We start from the raw sequence: 24905 nt of genomic DNA, 5'->3' as shown, positions 1-24905 counted from the left end.
CGCCGGAGCGGCCTCAGCCCGAGGCGCCCCGGCAGCAGTCCGGCTCCAGTCCCGACGGCAGCCACTCGCCGCCGAAGACCGCCGTGGTCGCCTCGTCCCCCCCGAGTGCGGCCACGGCCAGCAGCAACGATCCCGCCGTCCAGGAGGTCAGCTCCCGGGGCCAGACGGCGTCGTCCTCGAAGACGTAACCCGTCCAGTACATCCCGCCCTCGGCGCGCAGGTGCTGAATCCACTTCAGCACCTGCACCGCCTGCTCGGATTCGCCCATCGCCCAGAGCGCGAGGGCGAATTCGGCGCTCTCGCCGCCCGTCACCCACGGCCGGTCGGCCACGCAGCGCACGCCGAGCCCCGGGACCACGAAGCGGTCCCAGCCGTCTTCGATACGGGCCTTGGCGGCCGGTCCGGTGACCGCGCCGCCCAGCACCGGGTAGTACCAGTCCATCGAGAAGCGGCCCTTGTCGAGGAACCGCTCGGGGTGCTCGCGTACGGCGTGGCCGAGCAGGCCGACGGCCAGCTCCCAGTCCGGCTGCGGCTCGTCGCACTGGTCGGCGACGGCGAGGGCGCAGCGCAGCGCCTGGTGGATCGAGGACGAGCCGGTGAGCAGCGCGTCCGTCTCCGCCGGGCCGACCGCCGTCGCCGCGTCGGCCGTACGGGATTCCCCTGTACCGGATTCCGCCGTGGCGGATTCCGCCGGTTCCGGCTCGGAGCGCTTCCAGCCGATCTGGCCGCCGGGCTGCTGGAGTGCGAGGACGAACTCGATCGCGCCGTGGACCGTCGGCCACAGGTATTCGAGGAAGGCGTCGTCGCCGGTCGAGAGGTAGTGGTGCCACGCGCCGACGGCGATGTAGGCGCAGAAGTTGGTCTCGCGGCTCAGGTCGGTGGGCGCGTCGGCGTCGACGCCGTCGGGGCCGTCGGGGTAGGCCGCGTACCAGGACCCGTCCGGGTTCTGGTGGTCGGCGAGCCAGCGGTAGGCGGCCTCGGCGCGCTCGTGCTCGCCCGCGGCGTCCAGCGCCATGGCGGCCTCGATGTGGTCCCACGGGTCGAGGTGGTGGCCCCGGAACCACGGGATCGCGCCGTCGGCGCGCTGCACGGCGAGGATGCCGGCCACGGTCTCGGCGGACTGCTCCGCGGAGAGCACGCCGGGCAGTACGAGGCGCTCGGTGCGCCCGGGGCTCGTCACACGCCCGCCTTCGCGGTCTTGGCGGTCTTCGCGGGCTTGGCGGTCTTCGCGGGCTCGGCCTGCGTGGCCGGCTCCGTGGCCGACTCCGTAGTGCCCTGTTCCGCGGCCTGCTCGGCCGCCTGCGCAGGAAGGTGCGGCTTGGTCGCGTAGGCGACGAAGCTCTTGCCGATCAGCGGGTTCAGCGCCTGTTCGGCGACCCGGGTGGCCAGCGGTTTCTTCATGATGTCCCAGACGAGAAGCTTGTGGTACGCCTTCACCGGCAAGGACTTGTCGTTGTCCACGCCGACCGCGCATTTGATCCACCAGTACGGGCTGTGCAGCCCGTGCGCGTGGTGGGTTCCGTACGGGCGCAGTCCGGCCTCCCGCATCTTGCCGAGCAGTTCGTCGCCCCGGTAGATGCGGATGTGGCCGCCCTCGACCTCGTGATAGGCGTCGGAGAGCGCCCAGCAGATCTTCTCCGGCCCGTAGCGCGGCACGGTGATGGCGATCCGGCCGCCGGGCCTGAGCACCCTGACCATCTCGGCGAGCACGCCCTTGTCGTCCGGGATGTGCTCCATGACCTCGGAGATGATCACGACGTCGAAGCTGTCGTCGGGGAACGGCAGCGCGAGCGCGTCGCCCTCCATGGCGGTGGCGGTCGCGCCCGCGGGGGCTTCACCGGCCTCCTTCATGGCGGCGAACCACTTGGCGACCTCGCGGATCTCCTCGCCGTTGCGGTCGAGCGCGACGACCCGCGCCCCGCGTCGGTAACACTCGAAAGCGTGCCGGCCGGCCCCACAGCCGAGATCGAGTACCCGGTCGCCTGGGGCGAGCGGGAAGCGGGAGAAATCGACGGTCAGCACGAGGGCTCTGCTTTCATCCGGCGGGTGGTCGCGGCGTCCGGGGTACGGACGTCCGCGCTGCGGAGGCGCTCGGGGTCGGCGACCCGGAGCGGGGGAACGCGGGCCGGCACGTCAGCCGCCGGCGAGCTGCGCCGGCGCGTCGGCGGACCGCCGGGCGGCGGGCGAGTCCGGGCTGCGCCGGCCCCGTTCCTCGATCGCCTCGCGGTAGTGCTCGACGGTGCCGCGCGCGGCCTGTTCCCAGGTGAAGCGGCGCAGCACCCGCTCGCGCCCGGCCGCGCCGAGCCGGCGGCGCAGCGCGGGGTCGCCCAGCAGCCGGCCGAGCGCCGCGGACAGCGCGCCCGCGTCTCCCGGCGGCACGGCCAGACAGGTCTCGCCGTCGGGCCCGGCGACCTCGGGGATCGCACCGCCGGTGGTGGCGACGAGCGGGGTGCCGGTGGCCATCGCCTCGGCGGCGGGCAGCGAGAAGCCCTCGTAGAGGGAGGGGACGCAGGCGACCTGCGCGCCGCGCACCAGATCGACGAGTTCGGCGTCGGTGATGCCCTTGACGAACTGGACGGCGCCCTGGAGGCCGTGCCGTTCGATGGCTCCGGCCACCGGGCCTTCCTCGGCCCGGTGGCCGACGACGACGAGGTGCGCGTCCGGGTTCTCGGTACGGAGCTTGGCGAGCGCCTCGACGAGGTGGACGAGGCCCTTGAGGGGCACGTCCGCGCTGGAGGTGGTGACGATCCGGCCGGGGATCTCGGCGACGGCCGGGTCGGGCGAGAACAGCCGGGTGTCGGCGCCGATGTGCACGACGTGCACCCGGTCCTCGCGGACGCCGAGGTGGTCGACGATCTCCTGCCGGGAGGAGCCGGAGACGGTGAGGACCGACGGCAGCCTGCGGGCCACCCGCTTCTGCATCCGGGTGAACCCGTACCAGCGGCGTACGGAGGCGCGGCGGCGCCAGCCGGCGGCAGCGTCGAGGTCGAGCCGCCGGTCGACGGTGATGGGGTGGTGGATCGTGGTGACCAGCGGGACGCCGAGCCGGTCCACGCCCAACAGGCCGTAGCCGAGCGTCTGGTTGTCGTGGACGACGTCGAAGTCGCCGCGGCGGGCCGCGAGGTGGCGGCGGGCACGCAGCGAGAAGGTGAGCGGTTCCGGGAAGCCGCCGGTCCACATGGTGGCGACTTCGAGGGCGTCGATCCAGTCGCGGTACTCGCCGGGCCTGGGGGTGCGGAAGGGGTCGGGCTGCCGGTAGAGGTCGAGGCTGGGCAGCTCGGTCACGGGCACGCCCTCGTCCAGGACCGGGTAGGGCTGGGCGCCGATGACCTCGACCCGGTGGCCCAGCCGGGCCAGCTCACGGGAGAGGTGTCGTACGTAGACGCCCTGGCCGCCGCAGAACGGGTTGCCCTTGTAGGTGAGCAGCGCGATGCGCAGCGGTCGGTCACCGCCTGCCGCGGTCATCCCGGCGGAGACGGGAGGCGCGGCTGCCTCAGCGGTCACTCTCGGCCCCCTTCTCACTGCACTTCTGCCGGAGCGTAACCGCTCGCGCTAATCTAGAACAAGTTTCAGACTGGATCGTCCAAGAAGCATTGAATCTACCGGGCGACGGACTGCCCGAAAGGGCCGGAACAGGTGATTCGCGCCACGGGGCGACCCCTGCCATGCTGTCCCATCGCGACTGCGGACCCCCCGACCGGACGGATCACCACGGAATGGGACACATGACGACAGAACCCAAGCCGTCCGCTCCGCCCTTGACCGAGCGTCAGGAGGCGCGCCGACGCCGCATCCTGCACGCGAGCGCACAACTGGCCAGCCGCGGCGGGTTCGACGCGGTGCAGATGCGCGAGGTCGCGGAGTCCTCCAGCGTCGCCCTCGGCACCCTCTACCGCTACTTCCCTTCCAAGATCCATCTGCTGGTCGCGACCATGCAGGACCAGTTGCAGCACCTGCACGAGACGCTGCGCAAGCGCCCTCCGACGGAGGAGGACCCGGCCGCCCGGGTGGCCCAGACGCTGATGCGGGCGTTCCGCGCGATGCAGCGCGAGCCGCATCTGGCGGACGCCATGGTGCGCGCCCTGACCTTCGCCGACCGCTCGGTGAGCCCCGAGGTGGACACCGTCTCGCGGCTGACCACCACGATCATCCTGGACGCGATGGGCCTGGACGGCCCGCCCACCCCCGAGCAGCTCTCCGCGGTCCGGGTCATCGAGCACACCTGGCACTCCGCCCTGATCACCTGGCTCTCCGGGCGCGCCTCGATCGCCCAGGTGAAGATCGACATCGAGACGGTCTGCAGACTCATCGAACTGACGGCCCCGCCGCCGCCGTAGGGCGGCTCGACCCTGGAGACAGCGCGTGACATCTCCCCTGAGTGAGCACGACCGCAAGCGGCTGGGTGAGTTCCTGCGCTCGCACCGCGAGTCCGCGTCCCCGGCCGGCGACGACGGAACGGGCGACGGCACCGGCAGCGCCGCCACCGGCCCGTCCCAGACCACCGGCGCATCCCCGACCGCTTCGGCGCACCCCGCCGGGCTGTCCCGCGAAGAGGTCGCCCAGCTCTCCGGCACCAGCCTGACCTGGTACACCTGGCTGGAACAGGGCAGGCCCAGCCACATCTCCGAGCAGGCGCTGCGCGCCCTGGCCGCCGCCCTCGGCCTCGGCCCGGCCGAGCGGGACGAACTGTTCGCGCTGGCCGGCCGGCAGCCGCCGTCCGAGACGCCCCGCCCGCAGAGCACCGTCTCCCGCGACCTCCAGGCGTTCCTGGACTCCCTCGACCCGACCCCCGCGTTCGTCATCGACCGCTGCTTCGACATCCTCGCCTGGAACCGCGCCGAGGCCGCCCTGCACGGCGGCCTCCACGAGGACCGGCCGCACACCGAATTCAACGTCCTGTGGCTGATGTTCAACGACGAGCGGCTGCAACAGCTCGTACCGCACTGGCAGACCGAAGCGGCCTGGCTGGCCGGCATGCTGCGCGCCCAGTCCGCGTACGAACTCGACAACCCGCGCTTCGCGGAAGTCGTCGCCTCCCTGCAACGCGCCAGCCCCCTCTTCCGCGAACTGTGGAACGCCGAGACCCCCGCGACCCCGGACCGCGCACAGCCCGCACGCCCCTCGCTCCGGCTCTTCCGGCACCCGATCGTGGGCGACCTGGAATTGACGTACGTACGGCTGGCCGTGGAGGACGACCCGGGGCGCAGCGTGGTCGCCCACTTCGCTACGCCTGGGACGGTTTCGGCGGAGCGGCTGCGGGGGTTGTTGCGGCCGCCGGGGTCGGCGTAGCCGACGAGCTTCAGTGACTAGTCCCAGGTGAGACGCTGCCCCGTAGGCCCGACGTGCAGCCGCAATCGCTCAGCGGCCGGCTTGCCGGCCTCGCGCCATCCGGTGATCCGGTCAGCGATGGCGTCCCACAGCCGGGCGGGGCCGCCCTGCCGGGCCATCCATTGCCCGCCGTCCTCGAATACGGCTGCCCACGCTCCGGCTTCTGCGTCGATGACCACATATTCGTCTCGGCCGTTGCGCGGCAGCGTGAAGCGCTGGGCCCGTGGTGCTGCGAACTGAGCGACGAAACGCGCTGCCCACTCGTCCAGTACGTCACCCCCGATATCCGTGGGGACGGATTCCGCCGAATCGAGATCGGGCAGTATCCCGAGCGCCGGGGGGAGGTGCGGCCGCGCCAACATGAAGGAGACCTGTCCGCCCAGGACGGGGCCGCTCGCTGTTCCGTCGTCCGCCACGGTCAGGCGTACGAGTTCGGAGGCATTCATCCACCCGCAGACCGTGACCAGAATTTCACCGCCGAGACGCGTCTGAGCGATCCACTCGGTCGGGACCGTATGAACTCCGCACGTGGCAATCACACGGTCGTAGGGGGCACCGTCCTTGTGTCCTGCCAGCCCGTCGCCGACCACCAGGTTGGGCCAGTAACCCAACCCGCCGAGAGTCACCCCGGCGCGGGAGGAAATATCCGCATCGACCTCGATCGAAGTCACGTTGTCGTCGCCGACCACGTGCGACAGAAGGGCGGTCGAATAGCCCGTGCCGGTCCCGATTTCGAGAACCTGCGTTCCCTGAGCCGCATGCAGCTCTTCGAGCATGCGCACCACGAGCCCCGGCAAGGTGGACGACGACGAAGGGCGGTGCGCGATACGCCCGTCCACCTGACGGGGGACCACCGTTCCCGCTACCTGAGTGACAAGCGTGTCGTCCTCGTACACACGCCTGAGCCGTTCGGGGGCATCGGCGAGGAATGCAGGCCGGTACCAGCCCCCGTCCTCGTACTCGAACCACCCGTCGGCCAGGAACACCTCACGCGGCACTGCCATGACTGCGGCTTCCCATTCCAGACTTCGCAGTACTCCGGTTGCGGAAAGATGCCGAGCGAGGTCTGCGCGCAGCCCTTCGGAAGAAACGTCGTCAGTCACGTCAGTCACTTGCTTTCTCCGTTCTCCAGCAGGTCAGCGATAGCTGAGGTGATGGGCAGTCCGGCAGCAGCTTCGAGCCATGCCCATTGGCCATTCGGGTTGCATTCCAGAAACCACCATGTGCCATCTGCGGTTACGGCGAAGTCGAACGCGCCGAAGTTGAGCCCGAAGCCGGCGAGGAACCGTAGGATTGCCCGCCGCATGCCATCCGGACACTGGATCGGCTCATAGCTGAGGTTTCGGTACTCAGCGCGCCAGTCCACCACACCGCGCGGAGCGGTGATCCGGGCACAGAGAACCTGCTCGCCAACGACAACCGCGCGCACGTCGGAAGTCTTGGAAACCTGGGCTTGGAACAAGTGCGCACAATGGATCACAGCATCGTCTATTTCGCCGGGCTCGACGGGAGCCGCCCAGATACCGGCGGGCTCGCCTTCGACTTCGACCCGACCTGAGTGGGCGGGTAAGTGTTGACGGAAGTGCCATGCTTTCCGAGTTCGGCGGGAGTCATCACTCCGTCACTGCCGACCCAACGACCGGTCTGTGTCTGCGAGTCGATTCCTGTGTAGTGCCAGGGGTGAGGTTCGCCGTTTCGCAACGGAGTCATGCGAGCCATTCCCCACGGAATCGGCGAAGCCGACTCCGGCCTGATGCGACTACCCATCATTTTTCCTCCTTGACCGCCCATGAATCTGACCACCGGCCCCGGTATCCCGCATCACGCCGACACCCGCACAACGCGCGCCGGTTCGAGTCCGGCCGGAAGTTCGTCGGCCGGGGCCATGACCGCGAAGTCCGTGAAGGTACGGCGATAGTGCTGATGCCGGGTTGCCTGAGTATGCCGTCGCATCCACTCCTCAACACGCGCCGGATCAATACGCCTGCCCGACGTCTCGCCGCAAGCCTCTTCATCACCCGATACGCATTCTGCCGCGTATTCCGGCTCGGCTTCGAGATCTTGAGTCGTGGCGAACGGTACGTAACGCATGACGGCCCGCATCAGATCCGACTCCCCTGACGGCTGCGCTCATTCGCGACAGCGACTCGCACACTCAGGACTTCGGTCTGGCTTATGGCGCGGATGTTCGAAGGCGGAACGTCCCACTCTTTCCCGCCACCGACCGGGCGCAGTTGGTAGTACGGGCCCACCTTGCCCATCACCACACCGACCCTGCCACTGCCGGCGTCCCGGACCGTCTCGCCGCCTTCGGGGGCGTACTCGGGCGCTGCGGGGTCTTCTTGGGCGCTCATGCGATCAACCGCCGGAGGCCGGCCTCGACGTCCCGCAGAACCTCCGAAGTCGGCTCCGCGTATATCCGGGGCGACCACTCCGGAACGAGTCGCCAGAAGCCCCAGGCGGCAATGATCTGTTCAAGCTCAGCGGCTTGCCAGTCGCCCGATGCCACATCGGCAAGGTCGCGCCGACGCTGCCATTCGACTGCCGTTCTGTGCACCACATCGGCCTCCTCGTTCCGGTTGCTCGGTACGAGGAACGTACGGGCGCTCAGACACTCACACCACGTTCTTAGAACGGTAGTTGAATGGCCGGAGGCGAAGAAGTAACACGCTCCGAGGTAGCTATCCGGCGACGCCCAGGTGAGCGGCCATATCCCGCATGTCCTGAGTCAGCGTCCGCTTACGCGATTTGAGAATGTCGCTCATGACGTACCGGGCCATGACCTGATGTTTGATCCACTCGCCCGACGTCTCGCGAATGGATGCCAGAACGTCCATGGCGTCTTGATGCGACCCGAGGGTGACATGAGCTTTGCTCACGTCGAGCCGGTGGCGGTCCCAGTTGTTCGCGCTCGGCTTGCCGTAGCTACGGACTGCCTTCTGGCTCAACAGCCCGTCGTCGGCACGCTGAAGCACGCCGCGAGCATCACCGATGATCGAGAGGTCTTCAACAGCCTTGAGTTCCGCCGTGACGGGGCCGAACGTCGTCCAGTGCGATCGGTAGTCGATGTGTTCCTTGTCGAGCGCACTAGCGGCCGTCGCCGCCATCCTGCGAGCTTCGCGGGCCACGTCCGGACGGTTGTTGCGGACGGCTGCCGATGCGACCCGTAGCGAGAGTTCGCCCCATACGGCCATCTGTCCGGGGCTTGACTCCGAGATGCGCGGTTCCATGTCAGCGGCTGTGACACTTGCCAGTTGCTCGCTCTCATCGAACCGGTCCTGCCGCAGCAGCAGCCAGCACATGCCCACGACGCCCGTAGCCGCGGTGAGGCGCCGGCCGGTTGCGCGGGCAAGTCTGATCGCCTCAGCGAGCGCGTGGTACGCCATGTCGTACTGCCGGACCTGAGTCAGGTACTTGCCCGCCAGCAAGAGGGCGTGAGAGCGCGCGATCATCGCGAGTTGCTGCTCAGCCCCCTCAAGGCTGGCAACAGCCGCTTCGGCGGACCGCAGCAGGCTCGGCAGCTTTTTCGCTATTGAGCTGTACCGGTCGGCCTGGTAGAGCGCGTGGCCGTCTTCGATCTCCCGCCGTATGGTCGATAGATCTCCGGCTTCCCCAAGGTCCGCAAGAGTGCTGTCGAGTCCGATCGGGGGCATGAGCGCGCGCCGAAGTTCAGCCAGGTAGCGCCGGTTGCCTTCATCGCCGACGACGGGATTCGGGGTTTCGGTCGCGAAGAGCGCGGACGTGGACACTCCCAACGCGCGGGCAAGAGCATGCAGCGTCTCGACGCGCGCGTCTCCGCCTTGCTCCACCTTGCGTACGACGCTCAGCGACAGCCCCGCTTCATGGGCCAGTTGCTCCTGGCTGAGACCGGCCGCGCGACGGTATTTCCTGACGTTGTCAGCCAACCCTGTGGACATGAGCCACCGTCCCCTCACATCCAGCGTATGCCCACCGTTCAGTGGTCGGAAGTCCTCCGGAATCCGCCACGCCGCATGCGCGCCGGTCGTGCGCCGGGGGCGCGGGGGCAGCACCGGCCGCTCCCCGGACTCGTCAGTAGGGCTGGCCGGAGACCGCTCCAGGGGCTAGCGGAACGGCGAGCGCACCCCGCCGACCGGCAGCCCGAGTGGTGGCAGAATGTCCGAAGTCGGCTCCTGCTTTCGCGGCGCTATCGGGTGGCCATTCCCAGGAGCCCGACGAACTTGCGGAGCCCCGGCGGACGCTGCGGCCCGGCCCACAGGTCGCCCACGATGGACACGGCGAGCGTGTGATGCCGCATCCACCCCGGAGCGACCCGCCGCAGGGACTCAAGAGCCTTGACGGCCCCCTCCGCGTTCCCGATGTCCGTGTACGCGCGGGCTATGTCCAACAACAGCCATATGCGCCACGACGGTGGCGTGCCGGCGCTCAGGCGTATTCCCCTCGCCAGCGCCAACGCCTCTTCGGGGCGGGCGTGCTGCACGGCAAGCCGAACACGCTCGATGCGTACGGATGACCGACTGAACACCGACACCATTTTGCCGTCAGTGGGCGGCGGGAGCTTCCGGAGGCGGCCGGTCGCGTCCTCTGCCGTCTGCATCATGTCGTTGGCGGTTTCGTAGTCGCCGCCTCGGGCCGCGCTGGTCGCCGCCGACATGATCAACCCGCCCCATACGCGCACACCCTCGGCCGTCTGCCCATTCCGCTTCTCGACACCGTCGGCGGCACGGACGGCCAGGCGTTCAGCGTCGTCAAGTCGGTTCTGGCGCTGGTAGTTCCATGCGACGGAGTTGCTGACCATCGGCCCCAGCAGCGGGTCGGACGACTGCTCAGCGGCGTTCATGGCCCGCTCAAGCGCCGACAGCGCCAGGTCCGTCTTCCCCAGCCGGATCGCGAGGTGACCGCCGAGTTGCAGAGCCTTGCCCAACGCCGCCTGGCCGGCTGCTCGTTGACTTCCGGCACCCGCAGCTGCCATGAGACGCGCATCGGCAATCATGCCGGGCAGTACGTCCATGAGACGGCCGAACTCGGCGTTGTGGTAGAGCGTCCATCCGTCGGAAATCTCCGCCCGCAGGAGTGCCACGGTCAGCCGCTCCGCGCCCGACGGCTCAGCCGGTGGAGCGAACATCGGCGGCATGATCGCGCGACGCACGGCGACGAGCTGCGGTGGGTCGCCTTCACCGTTCGACGGCACGCCGGGCGGATCGCCCAGTAGCGCCGTCAACTCGACGCCCAAGCCTTGCGCCAGGGCATGAAGGGTCGGCAGACGCGCACTGTGCTTGCGTTGCTGCTCAAGCTTTCGGATCACGTCCACGGACACGCCGGAGCGCTCTGACAGCCCTTCCTGTGTCTGGTCAGAGAGCCGGCGCAGCCGACCCAGCCGGTTGCCCAGATGCTCACCCATGGCGCAAGCGTACGGCGGCATGGCGCACGCAGGAGGCCTGACGCCGGCCGCGCCGACCGCGCCGGCCCAGCCTGATCCGGCGCTGGGGGCAGGCGTCTGGAGACCGCGCGCCAGTTGTCACGGGCGCGCGCCCTGGCATCGCACGCCGGCCGCTCCCCGAACGCGCCGGTAGGGCTGGTCGGAGACCACTCCGGGGGAATTGCACGTGACTCCTCCCCCTCCTGAAGAAGGAGGGGGCTTCTCGCTATGCCGTGTTGGCGTCGCGACGGACCAGCCCGGCCCGTAGAACGTTGACAGCTCCGACTGTGTCGGCGTGCGCGTTGTGGCCGCAGGCGACGCAGTGGAACTTGTCCTGTGTGGTCCGGTTCTCCTTGGCGGTGTGCCCGCATTCGGGGCAGCGTCGGGAGGTGTTGCGGGGGTCCACGGCGATGACTTCCCGTCCGGCGCTTTCAGCCTTGGCGTGCAGGATCGTCAGGAACACCCCCCATCCGGCATCGGAAATCGAGCGGTTGAGTCCGGTCTTGGCCGCCGCACCGTTGGGCAGGAAGCTGCCCGGCTGTTCGGGGTCGGGCTTGGGGGCGGCGGTGCGGACCATGTTGCGGATCGTGAGGTTCTCGTGCGCGATGAAGTCGTGCTCACGGACCAGTGTCAGCGCGGTCTTGTGTGCGTGGTCGAGGCGCTGGCGGCGCGCCTTCCCGTGCAGTCCCGCGACCTTCTCCACCGCGCGCCGGTGGTTGGCCGTGCGCTTGTCACGGCGCACGCGCGGGAACTTGCTGAGGGCCTGCTGTGCGGATTCGAGCCGGGCGGTGTTACTGCGCCCGTGGCGCGGGTTGGGCACGAAGGAGCCGTTGGAGTCGGCGAGGAAGTTCGCGATACCCATGTCGATACCGGCCACGGAGCCCGTCGGCGGCAGCGGATCGGGCTGGGCCTGCTCGGCGGTCAGCACGACGAACCACTTACGGCCCTCACGCTTCACGCTGACGGTCTTGACCCTGCCGACCACGGCACGGTGCTGGTGCACCTTGACGTGACCGACACCCTGAAAGCGGACGCGGGTGACCGGGTCGTGGGGGGTGGAGTCCCATCGGCAGCCATCCCCGTCCTTGGGAAAGTCGACCGTGTCGAACCAGTTGGCGCCGCGAAAGCGCGGGTAGCCGGGGGTGTCGCCGGACTTGATGCGGCGGAAGAACGCGACGAACGCCTTGTCGAGACGACGCAGCGTGGCCTGCTGCGAGGAGAACGACCAGCGGCCCTGACGCTCCGGATCGAACGCCCGGATCTCCTTGAGCTGCGCCGACTGCATCCCGTACTTGACGCTCGTCTTCGACACGTGACGGTAGGCGTCGCGGCGCTCCTGCAACGCCCCGTTGTACAAGGAGCAGTGATCCCGCAGCATCTCGCCGAGCGCGATCGCCTGCCCCACGGTGGGCCGCATGAGGAACTTGTACGCACGCATCACCCGACCCACCCCCTTCCATCTGGTTCCGTTGACCATACTACATTTGGTGTATGTCACCACGCTGGGAACCAGACCCCGATATCCGACGCGGAAACCACGTCATCTACAACCTGCACGCACACTTGGTGTTCGTCACCAAGTACCGGCGCGGCATCTTCGATGACGCCATGCTCACCCGCTGCGAGGAGATCATGTGCGACGTGTGCCTGAGCTTCGGCGCTGAGCTGCGCGAGTTCAACGGCGAAGGCGATCACGTCCACCTCCTCGTGCACTACCCGCCGAAGGTGTCCGTCTCCAAGCTGGTCAACAGCCTCAAAGGCGTCAGCTCCCGCTACCTGCGAGCCGAGTACACCGGGCGCATCAACCGCATCGGCATGGGCTCGGTGTTCTGGTCACCCTCGTACTTCGCGGGTTCCTGCGGTGGCGCCCCGCTGGGCATCGTCAAGGACTACATCGAAAACCAGAAGCGCCCTGCCTGACCGTCACCGATAGAGACGAAGGGAGCTCCGCCGCTGCGCGGCTCCGGGCCAAGGATCGCATTCCCTCCCGGCCTAAAGGCCGGGATTCCCTGCGAAGATCAGGGATGGACGAGGCAGTCTCACACCGGCCAGGACTCGGCTGGATCGTCCAGCCAGACAGTTTGCCCTTCCGCCGTAACGGTGAGCCCGAACCGCTCGTGCCCCGGCTTGCCCTTGCCTTCCCACCACCGGTAGGCGGCCTCCGCTTCGTCCCACAGTCGGCGCGGCCCCGACTGCCAGACGCGTGCCGTGTCCCCGTCGCGGAACATCACGCACGCCCATGAGCGGTCGGTCAGTCCGTAGAACCAGACGGGCCGGGCGCCGTCGCGCTTGTCGGCAACGGCGTGCCGGCAGTCGCGGACGCGGAGCCCCAGGGCGAAGCGTTGGGGGCTGAACTTCTCCCCGACGAACTGAGCTTCCGAGATCGTCGTGGCCGACTCGTCCCCCTCGGCCACACTGCCCGTGACGTACTCGGCATGCACCACGGGCGGGCGACGCTGGGCCCGCAGCTTCATGAACTCCGCAGGCCCCGTGAAAACACCCGACGCGCTCTCTCCGTCCCGTGAGACAACCAGCCGGGCAACCGCGTCCTGGTGGCTGTAGTGCGTCCCCCACGGGGCCACGATGACCCCACCTGGTCGGCTCTGCTGAACCCACGCGAACGGGATCGACCGGAGACCGCAGGTCGCAATGATCCGGTCGTACGGCGCTCCCGCCGGGTAGCCAAGGAATCCGTCCCCATGTACGACGCGGACGGGCAGCCCGAACCGTTCAAGGGCCGCCCGAGCTGACGCCGCAACGGCTTCATCCACTTCCACTGTGACGACATTTTCAGCGCCCAAGCGGTGAGCCAGCAATGCGGCGTTCCAGCCCGTACCCGTACCGATCTCCATTGCGGTGTTTCCGGCCCGTACGTCCAAATCCCGGAGCATTCGGAACACGACGCTGGGCATGGACGCCGAACTGCTGGAATCCTCGCCCGGCTCCGTGCCGCTGTGCTTCCCGTCGTCCCATTGCGTGACGATGGGCGTGTTCGCGTCCGCGTACTCCTGCCAAGCAGCCGGATCGGCCGCCTTGTTCACCGCGACACTGCTACCCGTGTCCATGTCGAATGGCCACATGAGTTCAGGCAGGAACGCCGAACGGGGCACTGCCGTGAACGCGGGGGACCAATCCGAGGAAAGCGCCTTGGATTCGAGCAGGGACCGGCCCAGCGCGGACCGGCCCCCTTCCTGCTCAGCCGTGGTCATCGGCGGGCGACCACACGCGGGCCACCGTCAGGACTCGACTTCTCGTCCGGGACGGGCCACGGCCCACCCGGCAGCTTGTCGCCGTTCCCTCCGTCGCCACCGCCGTTGGTCCGCAAGATCGCGTTCATCGTGTACCTCTCCTTTGTTGTGCCGGCACAGAGTCCGTGTCCGTGCCGTGACACCCCGGCCGAGTTTCGATTGCTCATCATCAATTCAACCGCCTGAGTCCTGCCGCGACATCGCGCAGAATGAAGGGGGTTGGCTCCGCGTACGTCTGGGGCAGCCAATCGGGAGCGAGACGCCAGAAGCCACCTGCCGCTATCAGCACGTCCAACTCGCAGCGGTCGCCTGTCGTGACCGGTGTCGCGGCTGGTGCTGGTGCTGAATGGTCCGCCATGGTCGTGCACCCTTCGCATCGTCGCCATCTCTCAATCTGGGCACAACATTCCGGCAAGGTGGGTAACCTCAACAGAGGGTAGCGGGTGACAACTCATAGGTCACAAAGGAGAGTTACGTTATGGCCATGGCTTATGGAGAATGGCTGAAGGAACAGCGCGAGAAAGCCAAGCTGACGCAGCAGGTGCTGGCTGAAGCGGCGATCATGACTCGTACGCACATCGCTCACATCGAGGCCGGGCGGCGATGGCCCTCGAAAGAGGACGCCAGGCGGCTGGACAAGGCCCTGAACACGGGAAACGTGCTGTCCAGCTTCTTGCCCAGTGGGGATGGCAGCCCTGTTGCCCATCGCTTCGAGACAGCCCGCCAGCTTGAGCAGCAGGCAACGGTATTGCGAGAGTTCGCAATTTCGTTCGTTCCAGGAATCCTCCAGACAGAGGCGTATGCCCGTGCGGTACTAGGCGGAGCGGCGTACCCACGCTGGAGCCAAGAAGAGTGTGACAAGGGCGTCGTCACACGCCTTGAACGGGCGCGCATCCTCGCCGACCCAGTGACGCCCATGGTGTGGGCACTGCTGGACGAGGCAGTACTACGGCGTCCGATGGGCAGCCCAGCGGTCATGGCGGAACAGCTCACCCATCTTGCGGACTTGGTGGACAGCGGCCGTATCCGCGTTCACGTGATCCCGTTCGGTGTGGGGGTGCACCCGCTGCTACAGAGCATGGTCACGCTGATGTGGTTCGAGGATCAACCCCCGATCGCCTACGTCGAGGGGCTGCTCACGGGCAAGCTCCACGACTCCCCGGCGCTGGTGGAACGCTTCCAGGGCACATACGATCTTGCGCTGAGCGACGCGTTGCCGTTGAAAGAGTCACTTGCCCTCTTGAGGGCGACAGCAAAGGACTACGGACACGATGACAACTGAGCACATCACCCCCCAGGCATCCACGCTGACCGGTTGGCGGAAGTCCACCTACAGCGGGGGCGATCAAGACAGCTGCGTTGAGGTCGCGGACGGCTACGCCGACGTTCCCGTACGCGACTCCAAGGACCCTCATGGCCCCGCCCTCATATTCCCCGCTGACGCATGGTCGGCGTTCGTCCAGGACGTCAAGTTCGGGCGATTCGCCACCTGAGCGCCCCTGCCCCGTATGACCCCGTCGCCCTCTGGAGTGGCGGGGTTTCGTCCGCAGCGCACGCGGTCCGGTTCCCGGGCTGACCGGCGCGCCCGCTGCGCTCGACGGACCCGTCCGGACGCCCGGACGATCTCCGGCCGGTCAGCCGCGTGACCGGCGACGCCGACGGGTGGGAATGGGCGCCCACCCACTGCCCAACCGGTAGGCCGCCGACCGCCGCTTCGGCTCTCCGCCCGCCGCCCGCTACTCCTCCGGCGGGAAGACCACCTCCCCGTTCTTCCGCAGCCGGATGCTGATCGCCTCGACCGGGCAGCCCTCCGCGGCGGCCAGCACCGCTTCCGTCGCGTCCGTCTCGTCCGCGACCGGGTGGGACTTACGGCCGACCGCGTCGAGCGTGAAGTCCTCCGGGGCGCTGCTCACGCACAGGCCCGAGCCGATGCAGACCGCGCGGTCCACCTCGACGAGCCAGCGGTCGCCGCGCGCGCCGCTGTCGGCCATCAGCCCTCCCAGTCCGCGGGCAGGTGGATCATCTTGTGCTCCAGGTACTCGCTGAAGCCCTCGGGCCCGAACTCCCGCCCCAGGCCGGAGTTCTTGTAGCCGCCGAACGGCCCGAGCATGTCGAGGCTGAAGGTGTTCACCGAGTACGTGCCGGTGCGCACCTGGCGCGCGATGCCGATGCCGTGCTCCACGTCGGCGGTCCATACCGTCCCGGACAGCCCGTAGTCGGAGTCGTTGGCGATCCGGACCGCCTCCGCCTCGTCCTCGTACGGCAGCAGGCAGATGACCGGCCCGAAGATCTCCTCGCGGGCGATCCGCATCGAGTTGGCGACCTCGCCGAACAGTGTCGGCTCGACGTACCAGCCCTGGTCCCTGCCCGCCGGACGCCCGCCGCCCGTCAGCACCTTCGCGCCCTCCTGCCGGCCGATCGCGATGTAGTCGAGCGAGCGCTGCCGTTGCCGCTCGGCGACCAGCGGGCCGACCTCGGTGGCCGGGTCCAGCGGGTCGCCGACCACCAGCGCGGAGGCCGCCGCCGCGAGACGGTCGGCGATCTCGTCGTAGTGGCTGCGGGGCGCGAGGATGCGGGTCTGCGCCACGCACGCCTGGCCGTTGTTCATCCAGGCGTTGGGCACGATCCCGGCGACGGCGGCCTCCAGGTCGGCGTCGGGGAGGATGACGGCCGCGGACTTGCCGCCCAGCTCCAGGGTGACACGGGTCAGATTGCGGGAGGCGACCTCCATCACCCGCCGGCCGGCGGCGACCGAGCCGGTGAAGGACACCTTGTCGACGCCGGGGTGCCCGACGAGGTACTCGCTGACCTCGCGGTCGGCCGGCAGGATGCTCAGCACGCCTTGGGGCAGCCCTGCCCCGGTCGCGATCTCCGCGAGGAGGTACGAGTCGAGCGGCGTCTCCGGCGACGGCTTGAGCACCACCGAACAGCCGCTGAGCAGCGCGGGCCCGAGCTTCGCGGCGGCGACGAACTGCGGCACGTTCCACGGCACGACGGCCGCCACCACGCCCACCGGCTCCCGCCGCACGAGCAACGGCCCGAGCGCTCCCGCCCGCCGCTCCTCGAAGACGAAGTCCCGCGCGACGGTGATCGCCGAGTCCCATACCATCATCGCGCCGAGCGCCTGCGCCAGCACGCTCCAGGAGTACGGGGAGCCGTTCTGCGAGCTGATGAGCTTGGCGATCTCCTCGTGCCGGGCCAGGATCGCGTCCTTGATCCGGGTGACGACGGCGATCCGCTCGTCGAGCGGCATCCGCGGCCAGGGCCCCTCGTCGAACGCCTCGCGCGCGACGGCCACCGCCCGGTCCACGTCCGCGCGCGAGGCGTGCGGCACCCGGCCGATGACCTGTTCGGTGTGCGGCGAGACGACGTCGATGGTCTCGGCGCCCGCCGGATCGACCAACTCGCCGCCGATGAAGAGCTTTCCGTGTTCTATGAGGTCGCTCATCGCTGCTGCCTCCTACGTGTCGGCCACCCGGTGACACTTCTTCTGACACTGCATCAGAACTGATACCAGTTCTAGTTGCAGTAGTCCACGGGACGGCCGACCGGCCTTACCCGTAAGGCCACTTGATCCCGGACTGCAACCAGTTCTAGTTATAGTGGGCGATGCGCGCGCCGACGAGAGACGAGGACCCGATGACCCCGCTGAAACATCAGGTGACCGACCACGGCGGCGGGGTGTGGAGCATCCCGGTCCCCATCCCGGACAACCCCCTCGGCCACACCCTCGTGCACCTCCTGGACACCGACCGAGGCCCGGTCCTCATCGACACCGGCTGGGACGACCCCGCCTCCTGGGACACCCTGGTCGCCGGACTCGCCGCCTGCGGGGTCGCCGTCGGCGAGATCCACGGCGTCCTCATCACCCACCACCACCCCGATCACCACGGTCTCTCCGGCCGGGTCAGGGAGGCGTCCGGGGCCTGGCTCGCGATGCACGCGGCCGATACGAACGTGGTCCTGCGCAGCCGGGAGTCCCGGCCCGGCGTGTGGCTCGACTATCTGATCGGCAAGCTCACCCTGGCCGGCGCGCCCGAGGACCATCTCGCGCCGCTGCGCACGGCCCGCGACGAGGGCCGGATGCGCACCCTCCCGCATCTGCGCGCCGCGCTGCCGGACCGGGAGATCGTGCCCGGTGAGCTGCTCGACCTCGCGGGCCGCCGGCTGCGCGCGATCTGGACGCCGGGGCACACGCCCGGCCATGTCTGCCTGCATCTGGAGGAGCGGCACCCGGGGCTGAGCCACGAGCCGGGGGCCGGAGGGCCGCGCGCGAGCGGCGCGGCCGTCATCGGGGCCGCGCACCACACCGGGGGCGCGCACCACGCCGGGGGCGCGCACACCCATGGACACGCCGGGGGCGCGCACGGGGCCATCGGCCACACCCCCGCCGGCCACGGCCGCCTCTTCTCCGGCGACCATCTGCTCCCCGGCATCACGCCGCACATCGGCCTCTACGAGGACCCGGACGACCTCACCGTCACCGACCCGCTCGGCGACTACCTCGACTCGCTCGAACGCATCGGCCGGCTCGGCCCCGCCGAAGTCCTGCCCGCCCACCAGTACGCCTTCACCGACGCCGCGGGCCGGGTCCGCGAGTTGCTGGAGCACCACGCCGCCCGGCTGGCCGACCTGCGCGAACTGCTCGCCGTCAGGCCCCTGACCCTGTGGCGGCTCGCCGAGTCCATGGAGTGGAACCGCCCCTGGGCGCAGATCCCGTACGGCTCCCGGAACATCGCGCTGTCCGAGGCGGAGGCCCATGTGCGGCGGCTCGTCAAGCTCGGCCTCGCCGAGCCGACGCAGGACAGCGACCCGGTCACCTACCAGGCCGTCTGACCCCAGGCCATCCGGTACCGGGCCATCTGCTGCCAGGCCGTCCGAGTCCTGATCCGCCGCCGGTTAAGGTGTAGGCGACAAACTTCATCCCGCCTCCGAACGGGGAAAGCCGGTGCGAATCCGGCGCTGACCCGCAACCGTGAGTACGGCCCGTGCCCTCGCCCCGCCCCGTGCCGGGCGGGGCCACGGCCGTACGAGCCGGAGCACCCGTGCGGAGGCGAGCTGGCTCCCGGAGTCCGGACGGACCGTCGCGTCGCGGCGCCCGCCGGTCACCGGACCGTCGAGGTATACGGACCCGAGCCCGGTGCCACCGCGTGATCGCGCGGGTGGGCGGCCGTGCCCGGCCGCGTACCGCCTGCCGCGATTTCCACGCCGTGACATCCACCGAGAGGCACCGACCCCGATGGCCCCCTTGGCCCCCATGTTCGCCGTCCCCGCGCGCCGCACCTGCACGGCGCTCGCCGCCGCCGCCGTCCTGGGCACGGTCCTCGCCCCCACCGCCTTCGCCGACGCCTCGCCGTCGCCGAAGGCCCCGGCGAAGCTGCCCGCCGGGCTGTACGGGACGCTCGACCCGCAGTACGACGGTGTGTGGCGGCAGTCCCTGGCACTGCTCGCCCAGGACACGGTGGGGGTCACCCCGGCGAAGAAGTCCGTGGACTGGCTGGCCGGCCAGCAGTGCGACGACGGCGCTTTCCCCTCCTTCCGCGCGGGCGCGGGCAAGCCGTGCGACGCGAAGATCAAGAAGGACACCAACCAGACCGCCGCCGCAGCGCAGTCGCTGGCCGCGCTCGGCGGGCACAGCGACGCCGTGCGCAAGGCCGTGACCTGGCTCAAGTCGGTGCAGAACGACGACGGCGGCTGGCCCTCGATGCCCGGCGGCCCCAGCGACGCCAACTCCACCTCGCTGGTGCTCGGCACCCTCGACGCGACCGGCGGCGACCCGGAGAAGGTCACCTCGAAGAAGGGCGCCAAGAACGGCTACGACGCGCTGCTGGCCTTCCGGCTCGGCTGCGACGCGAAGAAGGGCGAGCGCGGCGCGTTCGCCTTCCAGCCCGACAAGGCCGGCAAGCTCGCCGCCAACGACGACGCGACGGGCTCGGCGGCGCTCGGCGGCCTGGGCCAGGGCTTCGTCGTGGAGCCGCTGGAGAAGGACGACGACAAAGCCGTCACGCCGCTCGACTGCGCGCCCGGCGGCAAGAAGCCCGCAGGTGACTCGGAGGATGCGGCCGAGGCCGCCGCCGACGCCGCCGCCGCCTATCTCTCCGGGGTGCTCGGCGCGAACGGCCAGCACCTGAAGTCCGCGATGCCCGGCGCGAAGGACCAGCCGGACGTCGGCAACACCGCGGACGCGATCCTCGCCCTCGCGGCCGGCGAGCACCGCGACGCCCTCGCGAAGCCGCTCGCCTGGCTGAAGAAGAACTCCGCGGTCTGGGCGAAGCAGTCAGGACCGGCCGCGTACGCGCAGCTCGTACTCACCACGCACGCCGCCGGCGGCGACCCGCGCGACTTCGGCGGCGCCGACCTCGTCAAGCAGCTCAACGCGACCGGCCCCAAGCCGGCCGCCACCGAGGCCCCGGGCAAGAACGACGAGAAGGACGACGACGGGGTCGGCTCGGACGTCTGGTGGTACGTCGGCGCCTTCCTGGTCGCGGGCATCGGCATCGGTTTCCTGCTGAGCGGCCGCAAGAAGAAGCTCTCCTGATGCGCTTCCGCTGCGAGGCGGACCCGCCGGCGTTCCGCCGGGGCGGGGCGGTCCGCGCGGCACAGGTCGTGCGTCAGGCCGTGCGAGACGCCGTCCGGGACGCCGTGCGGGGAACGGCGGCGCGGGCGACCGTACGCGCCGACGCGCCCCGCGCCTCGCACCCCGGACGCGTCCGGGGGCCGGGCGAGGCCCTCGCCGAGGTCCGGCTCCCCGCCCGCGAGCCCGGCCCGGCCCCGGCGACCACCGTCACCGCCCCCGCCGCCTCCACCCCGCAGCGCCGCCGCCGTCTCGTCGGCCGGCGGGGCTGCGGGCGGACCCGTGGGCGGCTCGGCGGCCGGATGACGGTCGTCGTGCTCGCGCTGGCCATCGCCGCGCCGGTGCTCGTGGCGACGCCCGCGCAGGCCGACGACGGCTACCGCTACTGGTCGTTCTGGGACCGGGACGGCGACTCGTGGTCGTACGCGACCCAGGGCCCGTCCACCGCCCGCCCCTCCGACGGCGACGTCCAGGGCTTCCGGTTCGCGGTCAGCGAGGACTCCCGCGACGCGACCGAGCCGCGCGGCGCCGCCGACTTCGACGCGATCTGCGCCGACACCGCCGCCCGGGACGGTCGCAAGCGCGTCGCGCTCGTCATCGACTTCGGCACCGCCGCGGACGCGCCCGACGGCGAGCGACCGCCCGCGCCCCGTACGGAGTGCGCTCGCGTGCCCGAGGACGCGAGCGTCGGCGACGCGCTGGCCGCCACCGCGAAGCCGCTGCGCTACGACTCCGCCGCGCTGCTGTGCTCCATCACCGGATACCCGGAGACGGGCTGCGGCGAGCAGGTCGCCGGGTCCGGCTCCGGGTCCGGTGGCGGCGAGTCCACGCCCCCGTCCGCCGGGCCCGGCGCTTCCGCCTCCGGTTCCGCCGCCGCGTCCGACGGCTCCGACTCCGGCGACTCCGGCCCGTCGGCCGGCCTGATCGGCGGCATCGCGGCCGTCTGCCTGCTGGCCGCCGCCGCCGTGTGGCAGGCACGCCGCCGCCGCGCATGAGTCACGAACCGCACCCCGAGAACCACGGCGACGCCCAGCCGTCGGAGCGAGCCGTCGCCCCGGACCGCCCCGGCGTGCCGTCGGCCCACCCCGACGTCACGTCAGACCGCTCCGACATCACGTCAGACCGCCCCGATCCCACCTCGGACCACCCCGGCCTGACGTCAGACCGCCCCGACGTCACGTCAGACCGCCCCGATCCCGCCCCGGGCCATCCCTACCCCCCACCGGACTGCCCCGGCCTGACGTCAGACCGCTCCGATCCCGCCTCGGACCGCCCCGTCCCCCCTCCGGGCCACTCCGGCCTCGCCTCGAAGCACTCCGGCCGCACCCCCCTCCGCTCCGGCCCCCCGCCCGGCCGCCCCCGCCTCGCGTCGGCGCTGCGCCCGGCGCTCGCCACCCGCAACACCGCGCTGCACGCGGGCGCGTGGTGGCTGTGGGCGCTGGGTCTGGCCACCGCCGCCTCGCGCACCACCAACCCGCTGCTGCTCGCCCTGCTGGTCGTGACGGCGGGCTACGTCGTCGCCGCGCGCCGCACGGACGCGCCCTGGGCCCGCTCGTACGGCGCGTTCCTCAAGCTCGGCCTGCTGGTGATCGTGATCCGACTGGTCTTCGCGGTCCTGCTGGGCTCACCGATCCCCGGCTCGCACGTCCTGGTCACGCTGCCCGAAGTGCCGCTCCCGGACTGGGCCAAGGGCGTCCGGATCGGCGGCCGGGTGACGGCCGAGGGCCTGCTCTTCGCCTTCTACGACGGGCTGAAGCTGGCCACCCTGCTCGTCTGCGTCGGCGCGGCGAACGCCCTCGCCAACCCTGCCCGGCTGCTCAAGTCACTGCCGGGCGCGCTGTACGAGGCGGGCGTGGCGATCGTCGTCGCCATGACCTTCGCGCCGAACCTGGTCGCCGACGTGCAGCGGCTACGGGCCGCGCGGCGGCTGCGCGGCCGTACGGACAAGGGCTTCAAGGCGCTGCTCCAGGTCGGACTCCCGGTCCTGGAGGGCGCGCTGGAGCGCTCGGTCGCGCTGGCCGCCGCCATGGACGCGCGCGGCTACGGCCGCTCCGCCCACGTACCGCCCGCCGTCCGCCGCACCACCACCGTCCTGACGCTGGGCGGCCTGCTCGGCGTCTGCACCGGAACGTACGGGCTGCTCGCCGCGCAGGGCGCGGGCTTCGGCCTGCCGGTGCTGCTCCTCGGGCTCGCCGCCGCGCTCGGCGGGCTGTGGCTGGGCGGCCGCCGCTCGGTACGCAGCCGCTACCGGCCCGACCGGTGGGGCGTACGGGCCTGGCTGGTGTCCGCCTCGGGGATCGCGGTCGGCGCGCTGATGATCTACGCGGGTTCGTACGCCCCCGAGGCGCTGCACCCGCCCACGGTCCCGCTCACCGCGCCGGCCCTGCCGCTGTGGCCCGCGCTCTCGGTACTGCTCGGCCTGCTCCCGGCGGTCGTCGCACCGCTGCCGCAGCGGGCCCCGGCGGCGAGGCGGGGGGCGGGCGGGGCCGCCGACGGATCGGGCGGCGAACCCGGCGGGGCGATGCGCGACCCCGCTCTCGGCCCCGGCGGTACGGACCGCCCCACCACCGGCGGCCCGGTGGACGCCCCCCTCGATCCCCTCAGCAGGGACCCGACCCGGGCCGTCCCCCCGCGGCCCGGCGGCCCCGACCAACCGCAGAACCCGAAGGAGCCCCCGCAGTGATCCGCTTCGAGCAGGTGTCGGTCACCTACGGCGACGCCGCCGCCCCCGCGGTCCAGGGCGTGGACCTGACCGTCCCCGAGGGGGAGCTGTGTCTGCTCGTCGGCCCGTCCGGAGTCGGTAAATCGACTCTGCTCAACTCCGTCTCCGGGCTGGTCCCGCACTTCACCGGCGGCACCCTGCGCGGCCGGGTGACCGTGGCCGGCCGCGACACCCGTACGCACAAGCCGCGCGAGCTCGCGGACGTCGTCGGCACGGTCGGCCAGGACCCGCTCGCCCACTTCGTCACCGACACCGTCGAGGACGAACTCGCCTACGGGATGGAGTCGCTGGGCCTCGCCCCCGCCACCATGCGCCGCCGCGTCGAGGAGACCCTCGACCTGCTCGGCCTCGCGGAGCTGCGCGAGCGGCCCATCGCCACCCTCTCCGGCGGCCAGCAGCAGCGCGTCGCGATCGGCTCCGTGCTGACCACCCACCCCAAGGTGCTGGTCCTGGACGAGCCGACCTCCGCCCTCGACCCGGCCGCCGCCGAGGAGGTGCTCTCGGTGCTCCAGCGCCTCGTGCACGACCTGGGCACCACGGTCCTGCTGGCCGAACACCGGCTGGAGCGGGTCGTGCAGTACGCGGACACGGTCATCCTGCTGCCCGCCCCCGGCGCGACCCCCGTCGTCGGCGCGCCGGCCGAGATCATGGCGGTCTCCCCCGTCCACCCGCCCGTGGTCGCCCTCGGCCGCCTCGCGGGCTGGCGGCCCCTCCCGCTCTCCGTACGCGACGCCCGCCGCAAGGCCGGCCCGCTGCGCGAGCGCCTGGCCGCGCTCACTCCCCCCTCCCCCGCGCCTCCGGCCGCCGCCGCTCCCATCGGGCAGACGACGGCGCTGTCCGTCCGGCGCGGCCGCATCGACGCGCTGCACCGGGTGGACCTGGCCGTACGCCCCGGTGAGACGGTCGCGCTGATGGGCCGCAACGGGGCGGGCAAGTCGACGCTCCTCAACACCCTCGTCGGCCTGCACGCGCCCACTTCCGGGTCGGCGCGGGTCGGCGGCCGTACGGACGCCGGGGGCGGGGCCGGGGCCGGTACGGGGACCGGGGACGGGGTCGGCAAGGCCGGCGGAGGCCGAGGCGGCGCGAGCCGGGTCGGCACCGGCCTGGTCGGCACCGGCCGAAGCGGCGGGCCCCGGAGCGGCGGCAGCCGAACCAGCCCTGCCGGCGTCGAACCGCACCGTACGGACCCCCGCGAACTGCTCCGCCACGTCGGCCTCGTACCGCAGGAGCCCCGCGACCTGCTGTACGCGGACACCGTCGCGGCCGAGTGCGCGGCGGCCGACCGGGACGCGGACGCCCCCGCCGGGAGCTGCCGCGCGCTGGTCAGCCGCCTGCTCCCGGACGTCCCGGACGACACCCACCCGCGCGACCTGTCCGAGGGTCAGCGCCTCGCGCTCGCGCTCTCCGTGATCCTGACGGCCCGCCCGCCGCTGGTCCTCCTCGACGAGCCGACGCGCGGCCTGGACTACGCAGCGAAGGCCCGGCTCGTCGAGATCCTGCGCGACCTCGCGGCGGACGGCCACGCGATCGTGCTGGCCACGCACGATGTGGAACTGGCCGCCGAACTCGCGCACCGCGTCGTCATCCTGGCGGACGGCGAGGTCGTCGCCGACGGACCGACCCCGGACGTCGTGG

The 24905-nt window shown here is 70.9% G+C and carries 24 protein-coding genes and 1 pseudogene; 10 read left to right on the top strand and 15 right to left on the bottom strand.

Annotated elements, in window-relative coordinates; genetic code table 11:
* Positions 1-13: 13 nt before the first annotated feature.
* From QMK28_RS16095 to QMK28_RS16085, 3 genes are all read right to left on the bottom strand, one after another.
* On the bottom strand, positions 14-1180 hold the full coding sequence (locus tag QMK28_RS16095) for a prenyltransferase (protein WP_326438405.1): 1167 nt from the start codon (positions 1178-1180) through the stop codon (positions 14-16).
* Positions 1177-2022, bottom strand: a complete 846-nt coding sequence (locus tag QMK28_RS16090; protein WP_326438403.1) for a class I SAM-dependent methyltransferase — start codon at positions 2020-2022, stop codon at positions 1177-1179. The genes QMK28_RS16095 and QMK28_RS16090 overlap by 4 nt, the downstream gene beginning before the upstream one ends.
* A 111-nt stretch (positions 2023-2133) precedes the next feature.
* Entirely contained in the window at positions 2134-3504 is a 1371-nt protein-coding gene (locus QMK28_RS16085; RefSeq protein ID WP_443050738.1) for a glycosyltransferase family 4 protein, read from the bottom strand.
* 221 nt (positions 3505-3725) lie between these two features.
* Here QMK28_RS16085 and QMK28_RS16080 point away from each other — a divergent pair, with 221 nt between their 5' ends.
* Positions 3726-4337 carry a TetR family transcriptional regulator gene (locus QMK28_RS16080; protein WP_326438401.1) on the top strand — a complete coding sequence of 204 codons (612 nt, stop codon included), beginning with the start codon at positions 3726-3728 and terminating at the stop codon, positions 4335-4337.
* A 25-nt stretch (positions 4338-4362) separates the two neighbouring features.
* Positions 4363-5289, top strand: coding sequence for a helix-turn-helix transcriptional regulator (locus QMK28_RS16075; RefSeq protein ID WP_326438399.1), 927 nt, complete (start codon positions 4363-4365; stop codon positions 5287-5289).
* 17 nt (positions 5290-5306) lie between these two features.
* Here the strand turns inward: QMK28_RS16075 and tgmC are convergent, their stop codons facing one another.
* From tgmC to QMK28_RS16035, 8 genes and pseudogenes are all read right to left on the bottom strand, one after another.
* Positions 5307-6440: an ATP-grasp peptide maturase system methyltransferase gene (gene tgmC / locus QMK28_RS16070; RefSeq protein WP_326438397.1), complete on the bottom strand. Its 1134-nt coding sequence runs from the start codon at positions 6438-6440 to the stop codon at positions 5307-5309.
* Positions 6437-6790, bottom strand: coding sequence for a hypothetical protein (locus QMK28_RS16065; protein ID WP_326438395.1), 354 nt, complete (start codon positions 6788-6790; stop codon positions 6437-6439). Before QMK28_RS16065 ends, tgmC begins: the two co-directional genes overlap by 4 nt.
* A gap of 143 nt (positions 6791-6933) precedes the next feature.
* A pseudogene (locus tag QMK28_RS16060) lies at positions 6934-7038 on the bottom strand (putative ATP-grasp-modified RiPP); the annotation flags it as partial.
* Positions 7039-7149: 111 nt separating this feature from the next.
* Positions 7150-7431 carry a DUF7848 domain-containing protein gene (locus QMK28_RS16055; protein WP_326438392.1) on the bottom strand — a complete coding sequence of 94 codons (282 nt, stop codon included), beginning with the start codon at positions 7429-7431 and terminating at the stop codon, positions 7150-7152.
* Positions 7431-7682 carry a hypothetical protein gene (locus tag QMK28_RS16050; RefSeq protein WP_326438390.1) on the bottom strand — a complete coding sequence of 84 codons (252 nt, stop codon included), beginning with the start codon at positions 7680-7682 and terminating at the stop codon, positions 7431-7433. Before QMK28_RS16050 ends, QMK28_RS16055 begins: the two co-directional genes overlap by 1 nt.
* 327 nt (positions 7683-8009) lie before the next feature.
* Positions 8010-9245 carry a helix-turn-helix transcriptional regulator gene (locus QMK28_RS16045; protein WP_326438388.1) on the bottom strand — a complete coding sequence of 412 codons (1236 nt, stop codon included), beginning with the start codon at positions 9243-9245 and terminating at the stop codon, positions 8010-8012.
* A gap of 248 nt (positions 9246-9493) precedes the next feature.
* A complete protein-coding gene (locus tag QMK28_RS16040; RefSeq protein WP_326438386.1) occupies positions 9494-10708 on the bottom strand; it encodes a helix-turn-helix domain-containing protein in 1215 nt (404 codons plus the stop codon).
* A 244-nt stretch (positions 10709-10952) separates the two neighbouring features.
* Positions 10953-12167, bottom strand: a complete 1215-nt coding sequence (locus tag QMK28_RS16035; RefSeq protein ID WP_326438467.1) for an RNA-guided endonuclease InsQ/TnpB family protein — start codon at positions 12165-12167, stop codon at positions 10953-10955.
* A gap of 50 nt (positions 12168-12217) precedes the next feature.
* Here QMK28_RS16035 and tnpA point away from each other — a divergent pair, with 50 nt between their 5' ends.
* On the top strand, positions 12218-12646 hold the full coding sequence (tnpA, locus tag QMK28_RS16030; protein ID WP_326438384.1) for an IS200/IS605 family transposase: 429 nt from the start codon (positions 12218-12220) through the stop codon (positions 12644-12646).
* A gap of 119 nt (positions 12647-12765) precedes the next feature.
* Here tnpA and QMK28_RS16025 read toward each other — a convergent pair whose 3' ends face one another.
* Both QMK28_RS16025 and QMK28_RS16020 read right to left on the bottom strand, forming a co-directional pair.
* Complete coding sequence (locus QMK28_RS16025) at positions 12766-13935, bottom strand: methyltransferase domain-containing protein (protein ID WP_326438382.1); 1170 nt, start codon at positions 13933-13935, stop codon at positions 12766-12768.
* Entirely contained in the window at positions 13932-14063 is a 132-nt protein-coding gene (locus QMK28_RS16020; protein ID WP_326438381.1) for a hypothetical protein, read from the bottom strand. The genes QMK28_RS16025 and QMK28_RS16020 overlap by 4 nt, the downstream gene beginning before the upstream one ends.
* Positions 14064-14452: 389 nt before the next feature.
* Here QMK28_RS16020 and QMK28_RS16015 point away from each other — a divergent pair, with 389 nt between their 5' ends.
* Positions 14453-15256 (top strand): helix-turn-helix domain-containing protein, encoded by an 804-nt coding sequence (locus QMK28_RS16015; RefSeq protein ID WP_326438379.1) that lies wholly within the window; start codon positions 14453-14455, stop codon positions 15254-15256.
* Positions 15246-15467 (top strand): DUF397 domain-containing protein, encoded by a 222-nt coding sequence (locus QMK28_RS16010; RefSeq protein WP_326438377.1) that lies wholly within the window; start codon positions 15246-15248, stop codon positions 15465-15467. The genes QMK28_RS16015 and QMK28_RS16010 overlap by 11 nt, the downstream gene beginning before the upstream one ends.
* A gap of 243 nt (positions 15468-15710) precedes the next feature.
* Here the strand turns inward: QMK28_RS16010 and QMK28_RS16005 are convergent, their stop codons facing one another.
* The gene (locus QMK28_RS16005; RefSeq protein ID WP_326438375.1) at positions 15711-15965 is read right to left on the bottom strand and encodes a ferredoxin; all 255 of its coding nucleotides are present in this window, start codon (positions 15963-15965) and stop codon (positions 15711-15713) included.
* Entirely contained in the window at positions 15965-17422 is a 1458-nt protein-coding gene (locus QMK28_RS16000) for an aldehyde dehydrogenase (RefSeq protein WP_326438373.1), read from the bottom strand. The genes QMK28_RS16005 and QMK28_RS16000 overlap by 1 nt, the downstream gene beginning before the upstream one ends.
* Before the next feature lie 191 nt (positions 17423-17613).
* Between QMK28_RS16000 and QMK28_RS15995 the strand changes: the two genes are divergently transcribed.
* From QMK28_RS15995 to QMK28_RS15975, 5 genes are all read left to right on the top strand, one after another.
* Positions 17614-18810: an MBL fold metallo-hydrolase gene (locus QMK28_RS15995; protein ID WP_326438371.1), complete on the top strand. Its 1197-nt coding sequence runs from the start codon at positions 17614-17616 to the stop codon at positions 18808-18810.
* A 421-nt stretch (positions 18811-19231) separates the two neighbouring features.
* Positions 19232-20512, top strand: a complete 1281-nt coding sequence (locus tag QMK28_RS15990; RefSeq protein WP_326438369.1) for a prenyltransferase/squalene oxidase repeat-containing protein — start codon at positions 19232-19234, stop codon at positions 20510-20512.
* 338 nt (positions 20513-20850) lie between these two features.
* Positions 20851-21543 (top strand): SCO2322 family protein, encoded by a 693-nt coding sequence (locus tag QMK28_RS15985; RefSeq protein ID WP_326438466.1) that lies wholly within the window; start codon positions 20851-20853, stop codon positions 21541-21543.
* Between the two features lie 380 nt (positions 21544-21923).
* The gene (locus QMK28_RS15980) at positions 21924-23231 is read left to right on the top strand and encodes an energy-coupling factor transporter transmembrane component T (RefSeq protein WP_326438464.1); all 1308 of its coding nucleotides are present in this window, start codon (positions 21924-21926) and stop codon (positions 23229-23231) included.
* On the top strand, positions 23228-24905 hold a 1678-nt coding region (locus QMK28_RS15975; RefSeq protein ID WP_326438367.1), incomplete at its 3' end, for an ABC transporter ATP-binding protein. The genes QMK28_RS15980 and QMK28_RS15975, both read left to right, overlap by 4 nt.

Source organism: Streptomyces sp. H27-D2 (assembly GCF_035828615.1).
Lineage (GTDB): Bacteria > Actinomycetota > Actinomycetes > Streptomycetales > Streptomycetaceae > Streptomyces.
The sequence above is the reverse complement of the archived record's forward strand: the minus strand, read 5'-3'. Positions and strand labels throughout refer to the sequence as shown.

Bases quoted from the DNA above. Each gene is read 5' to 3' on its own strand.
- QMK28_RS16055 (WP_326438392.1), bottom strand. From the start codon at position 7,431: ATGCGGGCCGTCATGCGTTACGTACCGTTCGCCACGACTCAAGATCTC.
- tnpA (WP_326438384.1), top strand. From the start codon at position 12,218: ATGTCACCACGCTGGGAACCAGACCCCGATATCCGACGCGGAAACCAC.
- QMK28_RS15990 (WP_326438369.1), top strand. From the start codon at position 19,232: ATGTTCGCCGTCCCCGCGCGCCGCACCTGCACGGCGCTCGCCGCCGCC.
- QMK28_RS16010 (WP_326438377.1), top strand. From the start codon at position 15,246: ATGACAACTGAGCACATCACCCCCCAGGCATCCACGCTGACCGGTTGG.
- QMK28_RS15985 (WP_326438466.1), top strand. From the start codon at position 20,851: ATGACGGTCGTCGTGCTCGCGCTGGCCATCGCCGCGCCGGTGCTCGTG.
- QMK28_RS16015 (WP_326438379.1), top strand. From the start codon at position 14,453: ATGGCCATGGCTTATGGAGAATGGCTGAAGGAACAGCGCGAGAAAGCC.
- QMK28_RS16040 (WP_326438386.1), bottom strand. From the start codon at position 10,708: ATGGGTGAGCATCTGGGCAACCGGCTGGGTCGGCTGCGCCGGCTCTCT.
- QMK28_RS16025 (WP_326438382.1), bottom strand. From the start codon at position 13,935: ATGACCACGGCTGAGCAGGAAGGGGGCCGGTCCGCGCTGGGCCGGTCC.
- QMK28_RS16005 (WP_326438375.1), bottom strand. From the start codon at position 15,965: ATGGCCGACAGCGGCGCGCGCGGCGACCGCTGGCTCGTCGAGGTGGAC.
- QMK28_RS16045 (WP_326438388.1), bottom strand. From the start codon at position 9,245: ATGTCCACAGGGTTGGCTGACAACGTCAGGAAATACCGTCGCGCGGCC.
- QMK28_RS16080 (WP_326438401.1), top strand. From the start codon at position 3,726: ATGACGACAGAACCCAAGCCGTCCGCTCCGCCCTTGACCGAGCGTCAG.
- QMK28_RS15995 (WP_326438371.1), top strand. From the start codon at position 17,614: ATGACCCCGCTGAAACATCAGGTGACCGACCACGGCGGCGGGGTGTGG.
- QMK28_RS16000 (WP_326438373.1), bottom strand. From the start codon at position 17,422: ATGAGCGACCTCATAGAACACGGAAAGCTCTTCATCGGCGGCGAGTTG.
- QMK28_RS16050 (WP_326438390.1), bottom strand. From the start codon at position 7,682: ATGAGCGCCCAAGAAGACCCCGCAGCGCCCGAGTACGCCCCCGAAGGC.
- QMK28_RS16020 (WP_326438381.1), bottom strand. From the start codon at position 14,063: ATGAACGCGATCTTGCGGACCAACGGCGGTGGCGACGGAGGGAACGGC.